The following is a 13371-nucleotide window of genomic DNA, read 5'->3' as shown; positions in this document are numbered from 1 at the left end:
GTCAAACCATTTAGCTGTTGTTTGATACAAAAATACATGTTTTCACCTCCCATCTAACTATATGATACTATATTTTACTGAATCTATCCTATTTTCAGCAAAATATAGTTAAGGCGATTCATCTCCCACTTACTCCGCTTCGCTTCGTTGAAGTGGGAGTCTTCTCGCCTAATTAAGATAAACACAAGCGCAAACAAAAAGACAGATTGCAATGAATCAACGAGCGACTGCTTCAACACCGGCACGAACATGTCGCGCAGTGCAGCCGGAATGCTCTTCATCGCTTCCGGGCTGAGCAAGACGGAGTACAGCCCTTGCGGATCAGAGTGAATCATGTCGGCAAAGCGATCAACAAGCCCGTTTGCCTGCGCCGGCAGCGCTTCAAGCTTTGGCATCAGCCGTTCATCAAGCAAAGCGCTTGAGCGATGGTTCATGATGGCGCCAAGCACAGTCATGCCGAACGTCCCGCCGATCGAGCGGAAAAATTGGCTTGAAGACGTCACGACGCCAAGCTCCGATTTTGGAAAGCTTTCTTGCAAAGCGAACGTTAAAATCGGCATCACAAGCCCCGTGCCGAGCCCGAGCACGATCATATACATCGTTGCCGTCCCTTTCGATGTGTCGACATCCATCGTGTCAAGCAAACCGAACGCCGCCAACATAATGGCCATACCGATGATCAGCTGCGTTTTCACGCCAATTCGATAGACGAGTCGGCCGCCAACGATGCTGCCGATCATCATCGTCACCATCATCGGTGTCATAATCGTCCCTGACTCTGTGGCGCTCACTCCAACTACGCCTTGCATAAAAAACGGGACAAACATAATGGCTCCGAACATGCCGATGCTCATGAAAAAGCCGATGCCGTTCAGCAGCGTAAACGTCCGGTTGCGAAACAGCCAAAGCGGAATGATGGGTTCGCCGGCTCGTTTCTCTGCCCAAATGAACAAGGCGAAAAAGATCACCGCCGCCGCAAACAGCGAGATGATTTGCCATGAACCCCACCCATATCGGTCGCCGCCAAACGTCAGCCCAAGCAATAAGCTGACGACACCTACCGTCAGCGTCGTCATCCCGGCGATGTCAAATTTCACCGCCCCTTCGGCTTTGTACTTGCTTAACCCCATCGCGATCAGCACTGTCGCTAAAATGCCGACCGGCAAGTTAATATAAAACACCCAACGCCAGTTCAAATGGTCGACGATAAAGCCGCCGATTTGCGGGCCCAGCACCGAAGCGAGGCCGTACAGACCGCCGAACACCCCTTGCCATTTGGCGCGCTCTTTCCCCGTAAACACGTCGCCAATAACAATCATTGCCAGCGGCATCATAATGCCGCCGCCGATTCCTTGAATGCCGCGGTAAATAATGAGCTGGGTCATATCGTTTGCCATGCCGCACAGTGCGGAGCCGGCCATAAAAATGACAAGTCCGCTTACATACACGAGACGCCGCCCAAGCAAGTCGGCAAGCTTCCCGGCGATCGGCACGACGGTTGTCGACGTTAACATGTACGCCGTCGTCAGCCATGTCATCACCCCAAGCCCGCCGAGCTCCCCGACGATGCGCGGCATCGCGGTGCCAACGATCGTTCCGTCGAGCGCCGCAAACAACATGGCGATAATAAGTCCTGTAATGAGCAGCGGGCGATGCCGAATCGTGCTGGCCGGCGCCGCTAATGCTTTTTCCATGTTCCTCTCTCCCATCCATTCCATTGTCGATAGGTCTCCATTTCTTGACTGAGCGCGGCCAAGGCCGACGCAAGCGAAGGCGCTTGTTGATGGCGCAAATACAGAAGCAGCGCCTCGACTAGATAGACGCGCGGCGGTTCATGGCGTTCGAGCAGCTCCTCCTCGAGCGCAGCTACCGCCTCAAGCACATCATCCACCTGCTTTGCGCCAAGTTCCTTCGCCGCCTCCCGGACAGCGGAAAACGCCGAGGCCAGCCGTTCCCGTTGTCTCTGCCGCTCGCGCTCTTCCAGCTCCATCCATGGGGCTAGTGACTCCTTCGTCAACAGCGGACGTTCGCCTGCCGCAAAGCTGTCGATGATCGCGTCGAAGCGGCGCATGAGGAAACGAGCGGCTTCTTCCGCGTTAACCGTCTCTTGGTGAAAGAAAAAGTAAAACAAATATTGGCGCACGATGCCGTTCACCATCATGGCCGCATCATACACATACGGCCGAATCGCCTCCCCATACACTTCTTCAAGACGGGTGCAATACCATAAAAAAAGACGGCCGTGCTGACGGAACATATACCGCTCAATCTCCGGATTGACTTTTGGCAGCTGTTCCGACATGACTATATGCAAAAACTCCTTGTATTGGCGGACATGAGAAAAATGAGCAGCCAGCTGGCGGATGAACTGTTCTTTTTCTGACCCGCCGCCGGCCGCTGCTGTCAAATCGGCCATCATGTTCTCGCTGTAATGCTGCAACACCGCCAGCAACAGTTCCTCTTTTGAAGAAAAATGATGATAAAACGCTCCTTTCGAAATGCCCCATGCTTCCACCAAATCTTGGATCGATGTCGCATGATACCCTTTTTCGGCAAACAGCTTCATCGCAATTTCGATAAATTGAACACGCCGTTCATCCATGGCACTAGTCCATCCCCTTCCCATTCACTGCTTCCCATTGCGGGTACGATGGCAACAACGCGCGCGGCTTCACTAAATCGGCCCGCACCCCGCGCTGGCGCAACCGTTCAATCAATTGCCGGATATCGGCCATTGCCCTCGCCTCCATATACATATGACCAAACAGTCAATATCATTATAAACAACGATTATCAATTTATACAACTAAAAAATAATGTTTTTCGACTATAAAGTCATGGATATAAGCATTTTTTTTGACCGAACAGTCAAAAAAGGTAAATTACCAACAAAAAACGGCGGTCCATAGTCTGACAAAAGGCTATGAACCGCCGTCCACTCCATTTATTCCAGCGCCGCCGCTGCGAGCGCCAAGGCGCCCGAAATGCCGGCATTGTCGCCAAGCCCTGGAAGAACGATGTACGCATCGATCTTCTCAAGAATCGCTTCGTGCTGAACATACCCATTGAGTAGCTCCTGCACATGTCGGCGCACAAGCGGCAACACGTGCGTCTGCTTCATGACGCCCCCGCCCGTGATCACCTTTTTCGGTGATAAAATGAGGATATAGTTGGCGATGGCTTGGGCGAGATAAAACGCCTCGAGCTCCCAGACCTCCTTCCGTTCGGCCAGCTCCGCCCCCTTTTTCCCCCAGCGCCGCTCAATCGCGGGGCCGGACGCCATCCCTTCCAGGCAGTCGCCATGGTACGGGCAGATGCCGGCAAACGCATCGTCCGGATGACGGCGGACGAACATATGTCCCATTTCTGGATGAAGCAGCCCATGAAGCAGCCGCCCTTCCACGACCGCGCCAACGCCGATGCCGGTGCCGACCGTCATATATAGGCAGCTATCCAATCCTCGCGCCGCCCCCCAGCGCAGCTCGCCAAGCGCCGCGGCGTTGACATCCGTATCAAACCCGACCGGCACCGGGAACGCTTGTTTTAGCGTGCCGACAACGTTGAAATTCGCCCACGCCTGTTTCGGCGTGCTCGTAATATAGCCGTACGTCGGGCTGTCAGGATGCAAATCGACCGGGCCGAACGATCCGACGCCGATCGCCTCGATACGGTGGGGGCGGAAAAAATCGATCACATGGGCCATCGTCTCCTCCGGCACGGTCGTCGGAAACACCGCCCGTTCATGGATGTTTCCTTGTTCATCGCCGATGGCACAGACAAATTTTGTTCCTCCAGCTTCAATGGCTCCTAAAATCATGCGGTACGCCTCACTTTCTTTACCTATTCTGTTTTTATCTTAATCGAAAGACGAAGAAGGCTCAACGATAAGCGGAAAACGTGCACCGGTCGCACTTTTTCCGCCATCATCGGTCAACACGACTGGCCATTCTTTCGCCCCTTCTCCCTTCCTATTCCCTGATGACAAAGAGAGCCATATCATCGGCAAACAAGAAACGTTGTGCCAAATAAAAAAGAGCCGCTAACAAAGCAGCTCCTCCGATCACGCCCAAGTTGTTCTTTCCGTCTGTTCATCCTTTTACCGAGCCGGCAAGCAGTCCGCGGACAAAATATTTACCAAGGAAGATATAAACGAGCAACGTCGGCAAGGCGGCGAGCAAAGCTCCTGCCATTTGCACGTTCCACTGGACAATTTGGCTCCCGGATAAGTTTTGTAGAGCAACCATGATCGGTTGTTTGTCCGACGTCGTGATCGTCACAGCAAACAAAAACTCGTTCCAAATGTTCGTAAACTGCCAAATGGCGACAACGACAAACCCGGTGACGGACAACGGAAGCATGATGTAACGGAAAATGCGGACAAACCCGGCGCCGTCGATTTTCGCTGATTCGATCATCTCATCCGGAATGGCGGCGTAAAAATTGCGGAACATCAGCGTCGTGATCGGAATGCCGTAGACGACATGGACGAACACGAGCCCCGGAATCGTGTTGTACAGCCCGATTTCGCGCAAAAATTGGATCAACGGGATTAAGATGCTTTGATATGGGATGAACATGCCAAACAAAATAAGCGTAAATAACGCATCCGCCCCTTTAAACTTCCACTTCGACAGCACATAGCCGTTGAGCGCCCCCAGCAGCGCGGATAGCAGCGTCGCCGGCACGACGAGCAAAATCGAGTTCCAAAAGTTCGGGGCCAGCTTTTCAAATGCGGTCGCATAGCTGCTCCAATCGACCGTTGACGGCAACTTCCACATGTCCGCCAACGTCACTTCATCGAGCGGTTTTAAGCTCGTCACGATCATCACATACACGGGCAATAGGAAAAACGCGCTCATCGCCAGTGCGAGCATATACAAAAACGGCCGCGCCCATAGCGGTTTCGCCATTACGATCCCCCCTTGCGGCTTGAGATGAGATACGGAACGATAAATATCGCGACCGACAGCAACATCACAATGGCGATCGCCGCCCCGTTCGCATAATAATTGCCGCGGAACGTCGTTTCAAACATATACACCCCGGGCACATCGGTGACAAAGTTCGCCCCCGGTCCGGTCATGGCGTAGATCAAATCGAAAATTTTCAGCGAAATATGCGCCATAATGATGATGACACTGACCGTAATCGGCCGCAACAGCGGCAAAATGATTTTCCAATACAATTGAAACTCGGTTGCTCCATCCATCCGCGCCGCTTCGCGCACCTCATCCGGAATCGCACGCAAGCCAGCCAAATACATAGCAACGGCAAAGCCGGTCATTTGCCAGACTGCTGCCACCACGACCGCAATCATGGCGACTGGAATGCCAAATTCGATTTTTCCCCAATGAAAACCGGCCGCGATCGTCGTATCGGTATACCATTTCGAATCAAGGCCGAACGGCTTTAAAAATAAATTTACGCCCGTCGACGGGTTGAACAACCATTGCCACACGACCCCGGTCACGACAAAGGACAAAGCCATCGGGAAAAAGAAAATGTTGCGAAACAGCGATTCCCCGCGCAGCTTTTGGTCAAGCAAAATGGCAAGCAATTGGCCGAGCACAATAACGACCGCGATAAACAGCACCGTAAATACGAGCGTATTGCGCAAATCGGCTTGGAAACGGAAATCTTGGAACAAGTACTGATAGTTTTTCAGCCCGGCAAACGACCAGTCTGGGACGAGCGAATTCCAATTGCTTACCGAAACATATCCTGTCCAGCCGATAAATCCATAGACAAATAGGAAAATGAGCGCAACCGACGGCGCCAAAAACGCGGCGGCCAGCCAGTGGTCGGCCGTCCATTTCCGCTTTTTCCGCACCGCAGGAACGGCTGCTGTTTCCTTCGCTGGGGCGATTTTTACCGTTTCCATCATCATCCCTCCTTACGATGAATGCGAAAAGGGGAAGAGAATGGCTCCCGTCCCCCTTTCATTCATTACTTCTTCAGTTCCGCCGCTGCTGAAACAAGGGTGCCAATAAACGAGTTGACATCTTTTTGCGTAACAAAAATGTTGATGGCCTGGTTCACTTTCGTGACAAAACCTTCCGGTGCCGCTGAGCCGTGCGCTAAGCTTGGCGCCAATTCTGCGTTCTTGAAATCTTCCATCGTTTGTTTGCCGTATTCGTCGTACTTCGACGGATCAGCATCGATGCGGGCGGGGATTGATCCTTTCAATGGGTTGAACGCATCTTGCCCCTCAACCGAACCAAGCAAAGCCAAAAACTTCTTCACATCGTCCGGGTTTTTCACCCCTTTTGGCAGCCCGAACGTGTCGGTAATGACCATAAACTTGCCATCGGTATTCGGTGTCGGCACGTAGCCGAAATCTTCATTCACGTTTAATTGTAAGTCGTTCACAAAGTAGCCTTTGGCCCAGTCGCCCATCACGTACATGGCTGCTTTTCCTTCAGCGACGAGCTGAGCTGCGTCTTGCCAGTTGCGCGAGCTATGGTCTTCGTTAATATAGCCGAGCATTTTCTTAAACGTTTCAGCCGCCTGTTTCACTTTCGGATCATCAAACGACAATTCCCCGGTCCAAAGCTTTTTGTAGCCGTCCGCTCCGAGCGTCCCTAATAAAACGGTTTCAAACAAATGCGTTGCAGTCCATGGTTCTTTATCGCCAAGCGCGAGCGGCGTAACGCCTTTTGCCTTCAGCTGATCCGCCACTTGGAAAAACTCGTCAAATGTTTTTGGCGGCTGAAGTCCATTGTCAGCAAACACTTTTTTGTTATACCAAAGCACATTGCCGCGGTGGATATTCACCGGAACAGAGTAAATGTTGCCGTCTTTGCTGACCATGTCAATGAGCGCTTTCGGGAATTTGTCCATCCAGCCTTCTTGTTCATACAAGTCGTTGAGCGGCTCCATTTTGCCGGCAGCGACCCAGCCTTCATTCAGCTCCGCCCCACCGTGCACTTGGAACGTTGATGGGGGGTCGTCCCCTTGCATGCGGCTCGCTAAGACCGCCTTGGCGTTCGTCCCGGCTCCGCCGGCGACGGCCGCGTTTTCGATTTCAATGTCCGGATATTTTTCTTGGAACAGCTTGATCAGCGCTTTGAGACCGTCTTCCTCACCAGCTCCTGTCCACCAGCTGAAAATCTCGAGCTTTTCTCCCGCTTTTTGGTTGCCTTGTTTGGCGTCATCGGACACTGAATTCGAGCTGCAGCCTGATAGTGCCATACCGAACCCAAGAGCGAGCGAAAGCCACACAGCTGCTTTCTTTCTCATGTTTCTCCCCCTTCACCCTTTTTGAAAACCCTTTCATTGATGATTGTATCATGCGCGACTCGCCTGATTACGGCTTGACTTCTTCACTTTTTTGCGTTTTTCTTCACTTTTTTGCCCTGGGGCGCCCGTACGTACGCAAACAAGAAGGCGAGTCTTGTCATAGTCGACCCGTGGCAAATAGGGACATCTGCTTACCAATTTCTATTCGTTCATAAAAAACAGTGGCTGAATGAATCCGCCCCACCTATGAGCGTGCAACGCCAAAAAGCCCGCCCGATCAGAGGGCGAGCTCGTTTTCCTATCAGTTGATGGCGGGACTGCTTCAGTTATCGCACCTGCAACTGTTTCCGATATTCGCTCGGCGACCAGCCCGTTTGTTTTTTAAACACGCGGCTGAAATAGTTGGGGTCATTGTAACCAACGGAAAAACAAATTTCTTTTAAACTGCAATCGGTGCGAACGAGCGCTTCTTTGGCCCGCTCGATGCGCACGTTCGTCACGTAGTCGATAAACGTGATGCCGAAATGTTCCTTGAACAGTTTGCTGAAGTAGTACGGGCTCATCCCAACGTGTTCGGCCACTTCTTCAAGCGTCAGCGGCTCGGCGTAATGGCGGTCAATGTAGTCCTTCGCCTTGCCGATTTTACCGTGGGCTTGCTGCTGGCGCCATGCTTCGAGATCTGCGGCGATGCGGCCGAGCTCGTCGAAGGCGGTCTGTTTCAGTTCCGCTCCTGAACGGCAAGAGGAAAACGACACCGTCCGTTCATAACGAACGCCAAGCTCGGAAAGAAGGCGAGCAAGCGAAACAAACATCCCGTCCACTTTGCGTCCGGCAGCGGATAACGAGTGGGAAGCAATGAGCTCGTCGATGTACGCAAGACCAATCGCCCGCGCCTGCCCGATGTCGCCGAGGCGTACTGCCTCAAGCAGCTGTTTCTCCCGTTCGGCACGCGCCGGCTTGGCCGGCAAAAAACCGACTCGTGCTTTTTCCCGTTCGGCGTAATAATGGACAGCGGACAGCGCTTCGTAATACGACGATCGGAGCTCATGAAGGCGTGAAACCGGCGAGCCGAGTCCGATATACAGCGGAGCGCCGTGCCGAAGAGCAAACTGGCTGGCTATATCAAGCGCAAACGATTGAACGGTTGGTTTCCAAGCGATTTCCCCATCATCACGGCTGCGGAACAACAGCACCGGCAGGCGCCGGTTCGCCAGACGGCCAACGATATAGCGTGCGGGGGCCCGCTCGCCAAGTCGTTCTTCTACCCACCGCTTCCATTCCTCCGTCCGCCCGCCATTAGGAAATTGGACGACGATAAACATGCCCGAAGCGACTGAAAACGGCAACAGTTCCTGCCACTGTTCCCACTCGTCGGCCGGTACGTCTTCAATCATCAAAACGGATAACCATTCTTTCTCCACGAGCATCTGCAGCTGCTCGATCCGTTCTTGCAGCTTACGGTGCTTTTCCTCGGTTTTCCGTTTGGCTTCCAGTTCTTCACCGACGCGTTCTAACGCGGAAATGACCTCTTCTTTCCGGCTCGGCTTTAACAAATATTCTTTGACGCCAAAGCGCATCGCCTGCTTCGCATAGTCGAACAAATCAAACGCCGAAACAATAATAAACTGAAGATCGAGCCCCGTTTGCCGAATGGCCTCGATCGCCCCGAGCCCGTCGAGGCCAGGCATTTTAATGTCAATGAGCATCACATCGGGGCGATATTGTTTGGCAATCTCAACGGCCTCACGCCCGTTGGCGCCTTCCGCTATGACTTCAGCATGCGGGAGATGGCTGCCGATCATTTTGCGCAACGCTTTCCGTTCGAGCGCCTCATCATCCACGATCGCTACTTTCACTGCTCATCCCTCCTTGCCATCGCGGCAATAATAACCGAATGGTTGTCCCCTTTTCCGGCGCTGATTCAATTTCCGCCACGTCCGTCACTCCGTAAAACAATTGCAGCCGACGGATGACATTGCGCAGACCGATGCCGGTCGAATGGCCGCGCCTTTGCTCGCGGCGCGCCGGCGTCTCTTCGCCGCGAATAAACGCTTCCAGTTCCGCTTTCATCCGTTCGTCCATGCCGACGCCATTATCCTTCACTTCGATGATGACCCGATGGTTTTTTTCATAAATGGATACGGTCAATTCGGCTCCCCGTTCGTACGATTCGATGCCATGAATGAACGCATTTTCAATCAGCGGCTGCAATGTAAGGGGCGGAAGCCGTTGGTCAAGACAGGACGATTCCGCCTCAATGGAAAACTTAATCCGATCGAAAAAGCGCGTTTGTTGGATGAAAAAATATTCGCGAGCGATGCGTACCTCATCAGCAAGTGCCACCGTCCGCTGCAACTCCCCTAAGTTGTAACGCAAAATCGCCGCCACTGCCTCGATGAGCCTTGATGTTTGCTCAGCCTCTTCTAAATACGCCATCTTGGAAACGGTGTTGAGCGTATTGAACAAAAAGTGCGGATTGATTTGACTTTGCAAGCTTTTCAGTTCTAGTTCTTTGACGAGCCGGTCAAGCTCCGCTTTTTGTTTCATTTCTTCGATCAACTGCCTTAAATTGCGGCGCATATCATTAAATGTGATCGTAAGCAGCCGCAGTTCATCGTTCGTTGTCGGCTTCACATCCGGTCCATCGAGCCGTCCGGCACCGATGGCCCGGGCTGCATGCGCGAGGTGGATGATCGGCTTCGTCAAACTGCCAGAGAAAAACACAGCGAGCAGCACGCCGAGGCAGATTGTTGTCACAAACAAACCCATCCCCATATACCGGAAATAGCGGTTGCGCCGCTCGACTTCATCATACCGCTGTTGATAAGCCGTTAACTCATCATCAATTAAATTTAACGTTTCTTCTTGCAAAAATAAGGCGATATTCATCATTTCATGCAGATGGGATGAGTACAAACCAATATTTCCGGCCTGAAAATGATAGACCGTGAGCGCCGCTTCCTCTAACAAACTTTCAATCATATGTTCATAGTTTTCTGCCGCCAACCGGTCGGACAAAGCAGGCGAAATGGCGCCGACTTGGCGGCGATGTTGCTGCAACCAGCGGAATTCCCGCTCATAGGCGCGCGCGTATCGCCCCTCTTTTTCCGATACATACGCATTAAGCTGCTCCATCAATCGGTTCGTCCGTTGCGACACTTCATTCAGCAACAACAAGCGGCGCATCCGGCGATCGTAATCGCTCATCATCTCTTCGCTCGTTTGGTACAAAAGAAACACCGCTCCATTTAACAAAAGCAAAAAAACGGTAAAACAAAGCAGCATCTTCGTGCGGATGTTCATCCTGGCTTTCCCCCCCGCTGTCCCCAGCGCTTTGTTGTCTGCACCATCCCCGTGCCGTTTCAAGCGAAAACGGATTCCAACGTCAAGCTGATCGAACCGATGAAGGCGCCGCCGCGTTCAAATGGGCGTACTTGAATGCGACAGCCATCCATATTTTCATCGCACACCCCACCGTTTTGACGGCGCTCCCCCATCTTCCGCCGCTTTCCGTTCACCCTGCCAAGCTGTTGTTCGAATAGAACGTGCTGTTTCCCAAACCCGCATCGCGTTGACTCCTCTTTGCACACAAGGAACGATCAAGAAAAACACTTTTTTACTCGTTTTCTATAGGAGCTGCAAATGCCAGCATCAAGGTGTCTTGACTTCATAATTGCGCGCCGGGCGCAGCGGCAAATCTTCTTTTCGAATGACCTTCGTCTCTGTGTTCGTCACTTCCGGCACGTCATGGCCAGCGACAATAGCAGCCATCAGTTTCACCGCCCGGTATCCCATTTCATACGGTTCTTGGACGACCGTCGCTTCAATCGTCCCTTTTTGCAAATACCCGATCGTCTCCGGCAGCGTGTCAAAGCCGATAATATATGTTTCCCGCTCGCGGTGAAACTGTTCGACCACTTTGGCAATACCGATCGCATCAAGCGCACTCGTTCCGTAAAAGGCGTTCACGTCCGGGTGTTTTTTCAAAATGGTGTACGCTTTTTCGGCTGCTTGTACACGTGTAATGTGCGACTCCTCGATGGCAACGATGCGGATGCCTTTTTCCTGTCTCACCGCATCCTCAAATCCGCGCACTCGCAGCTGTTGGTGCGCCGCCGTCAAACTGCCGGTAATAATCGCGACCGTCGCTTTGCCCTTCGTATCCTCAGCCAACGCCCGTCCCGCGAGAAAACCGGCATAATAATTATCCGTTCCCACATAGGCGACGCGTCGGCTCGTCGGGGCATCCGTATCGATCGTCACCACAGGAATATTCTTGTCCGTGATTTCGTTAATCACTGGGACAAATTCCGCTTCCGTCAACCCTTGTGTGATAATCCCATCGACTTTCGCTGCTGCGGCTTTTTTCAAAATGCGCAAATGCTCATCAATATTCGCCTGCCGCGGCCCAATGTATTCAAGGTCAACGCCGAGTTCCTTCGCTGCCGCTTTCGCTCCTTTTTCCACGAGCCGCCAATAATCATTATCAAGCTCCTCGGGCACAAGCACGAAATGATATGCCTCTTTTGTTTTTTCCGGAACCCGTTCCTTCTCTGATTTCGGATACGCATACACGTTCCAAGCGCAATAGGCGGTGAAGGAAGCGCTTGCAAGCAGCGCCGCGATGCCGCCCCCGTAAAACAGCCGTTTCCACCAATCGCACATCTTGATTCCTCCTACCGCCATTGTACACGAACGTCGGGGCGCTAGCCTAGAAAAAAGAAAATGGATGCCGTGTCTCTCCTTTCTTCCCGCCTGCCGCGGCCGCACATCGCTCTCCTCTGCTTCTCGATGACAGCAAAAGCTTGTATAGATATAGATGCAACGAAGAAGGTGAACAGATCCTTGACGGAAAAGCGGTTTGTCCATTTTCGACTGTCGAAGGCAAGCCAAAGGCTTGCCCCGTCACGCCAAGGCGTGACGGAAGACCGAACAACCACCTGCTTCACAGACCCATCTATGGGTCTGGAAGCGGCGTTGTTCGGTCGCCCGACAGTCGATAAAAGCTGCAAATGGTCAATCTTCAAATTGCATCTATATGAAATACAAATAGGGGTCAGTCTGGCCGTCATCATTCGCCATGCGGCGGTGGCCATGCCCATCATCAAGTGCAGAACGAGCAAAAAAAAAAAACGCCGTTCCGAAACAGATTGGCTGCATTGGAACGGCGTCTCCCCATTTTTTACTCTTTCAACTTTTCCACCGCCTCCACTGGCAGTCCGGTCAACTCACAAATCGTTGGCACATCATATCCTTTCCCTAACATCCGTTTCGCAACGTCCATCTTGCCTTTTTCCATCCCCTTTTCCACCCCCCGTTGCTCGTACGACACGATGAGATCCATCACTTTTTTCGCTTCCTTCGTTTCCATTTCGTTCACCTCGTTTCGCAATTCGAGTTCCTCTTGTTCGGACAACCGCAAATACGTCTCAAAAAAGCCAAACAACAGCCGCTGTTTCGCTTCATCAAGCTCCAAACGGACGAGCATGCGCAAAAATTCTCTTTTCACGGCCACTCTTTCACTTTCATTATACCCCATTTTGCTTAACAGAGCGGCGGCGACCGGGTTATCGCGGCGAATGTACTCGCGCCATGGCAACTTGCGCAGTTCAACGGTAAGAAAGCGGAAATCGACAACGGTTAGGAACGAAAACTGGATGGTGAACGAGGACGGTTCATCGCGGATGGCGTCATAGCTGAAGATGGCAACGGGCAGAATGCGGCGGCGGTATTTTTGAAACAAACGGCTGACATAAAGGAACATGCGCTCGGGAAACGCCGGCTGCGTGTAGCTTTGGTGCTCGATATGGACGATGATCAGCCCGTCTTCCCCCTTCAACTTTGTTTCCACCAATAGATCGACACGGTGCTTTTCGCCGGCTGCCACATCCGTAAACACCTCTTCGGACAAAAAGGAGATGTGGCGGAAGTCGACTTGTTCATACACATGCGGGAAAAACAGAAGCAAAAACTCTTCAAAAAACGTCGACAACAACTCCTTAAACAGCCGATCATGGTCGATTCGCGTTTCGGACACGGTCTCCCTCCTTGTGATATTTGAACTTCCTTTATTTTCTTCGCCGCGCCTTAGGCAAAATCCTGCCGAAAAGGCTGGTGAAAAGCATTGATTTT

The 13371-nt window shown here is 52.3% G+C and carries 12 protein-coding genes; all 12 read right to left on the bottom strand.

The features are described 5' to 3' along the window. Nucleotides 1-83: 83 nt before the first annotated feature. The 12 genes from GS3922_RS00255 to GS3922_RS00210 all read right to left on the bottom strand — a co-directional run bounded on the left by GS3922_RS00255 (nucleotide 84) and on the right by GS3922_RS00210 (nucleotide 13276). A complete protein-coding gene (locus GS3922_RS00255; protein ID WP_269465520.1) occupies nucleotides 84-1694 on the bottom strand; it encodes an MDR family MFS transporter in 1611 nt (536 codons plus the stop codon). Continuing rightward, nucleotides 1679-2602, bottom strand: coding sequence for a TetR/AcrR family transcriptional regulator (locus tag GS3922_RS00250; RefSeq protein WP_063164685.1), 924 nt, complete (start codon nucleotides 2600-2602; stop codon nucleotides 1679-1681). Before GS3922_RS00250 ends, GS3922_RS00255 begins: the two co-directional genes overlap by 16 nt. A 4-nt stretch (nucleotides 2603-2606) precedes the next feature. Continuing rightward, entirely contained in the window at nucleotides 2607-2735 is a 129-nt protein-coding gene (locus GS3922_RS18295) for a hypothetical protein (RefSeq protein WP_257722315.1), read from the bottom strand. A gap of 209 nt (nucleotides 2736-2944) precedes the next feature. Beyond that, complete coding sequence (locus GS3922_RS00245; RefSeq protein ID WP_063164684.1) at nucleotides 2945-3817, bottom strand: ROK family protein; 873 nt, start codon at nucleotides 3815-3817, stop codon at nucleotides 2945-2947. A 271-nt stretch (nucleotides 3818-4088) separates the two neighbouring features. Next, nucleotides 4089-4910 (bottom strand): carbohydrate ABC transporter permease, encoded by an 822-nt coding sequence (locus GS3922_RS00240; RefSeq protein WP_063164683.1) that lies wholly within the window; start codon nucleotides 4908-4910, stop codon nucleotides 4089-4091. After that, on the bottom strand, nucleotides 4910-5881 hold the full coding sequence (locus GS3922_RS00235; RefSeq protein WP_063164682.1) for a carbohydrate ABC transporter permease: 972 nt from the start codon (nucleotides 5879-5881) through the stop codon (nucleotides 4910-4912). The genes GS3922_RS00240 and GS3922_RS00235 overlap by 1 nt, the downstream gene beginning before the upstream one ends. Nucleotides 5882-5946: 65 nt before the next feature. After that, nucleotides 5947-7239 (bottom strand): ABC transporter substrate-binding protein, encoded by a 1293-nt coding sequence (locus tag GS3922_RS00230; protein WP_063164681.1) that lies wholly within the window; start codon nucleotides 7237-7239, stop codon nucleotides 5947-5949. A 326-nt stretch (nucleotides 7240-7565) separates the two neighbouring features. Then, nucleotides 7566-9095 carry a response regulator transcription factor gene (locus GS3922_RS00225; RefSeq protein WP_063164680.1) on the bottom strand — a complete coding sequence of 510 codons (1530 nt, stop codon included), beginning with the start codon at nucleotides 9093-9095 and terminating at the stop codon, nucleotides 7566-7568. Beyond that, on the bottom strand, nucleotides 9073-10542 hold the full coding sequence (locus GS3922_RS00220; RefSeq protein ID WP_063164679.1) for a sensor histidine kinase: 1470 nt from the start codon (nucleotides 10540-10542) through the stop codon (nucleotides 9073-9075). The genes GS3922_RS00225 and GS3922_RS00220 overlap by 23 nt, the downstream gene beginning before the upstream one ends. Nucleotides 10543-10601: 59 nt before the next feature. After that, on the bottom strand, nucleotides 10602-10736 hold the full coding sequence (locus GS3922_RS18290) for a hypothetical protein (RefSeq protein ID WP_257722314.1): 135 nt from the start codon (nucleotides 10734-10736) through the stop codon (nucleotides 10602-10604). A 154-nt stretch (nucleotides 10737-10890) separates the two neighbouring features. Next, nucleotides 10891-11904, bottom strand: a complete 1014-nt coding sequence (locus GS3922_RS00215; protein ID WP_063164678.1) for a sugar-binding protein — start codon at nucleotides 11902-11904, stop codon at nucleotides 10891-10893. A gap of 517 nt (nucleotides 11905-12421) precedes the next feature. Next, complete coding sequence (locus GS3922_RS00210; protein ID WP_063164677.1) at nucleotides 12422-13276, bottom strand: Rpn family recombination-promoting nuclease/putative transposase; 855 nt, start codon at nucleotides 13274-13276, stop codon at nucleotides 12422-12424. Nucleotides 13277-13371 lie beyond the last annotated feature (95 nt).

Origin of the sequence: Geobacillus subterraneus (assembly GCF_001618685.1) — a bacterium.
Lineage (GTDB): Bacteria > Bacillota > Bacilli > Bacillales > Anoxybacillaceae > Geobacillus > Geobacillus subterraneus.
Note: the sequence above shows the minus strand (reverse complement) of the source record. Positions and strands in the feature narration are given on the sequence as shown.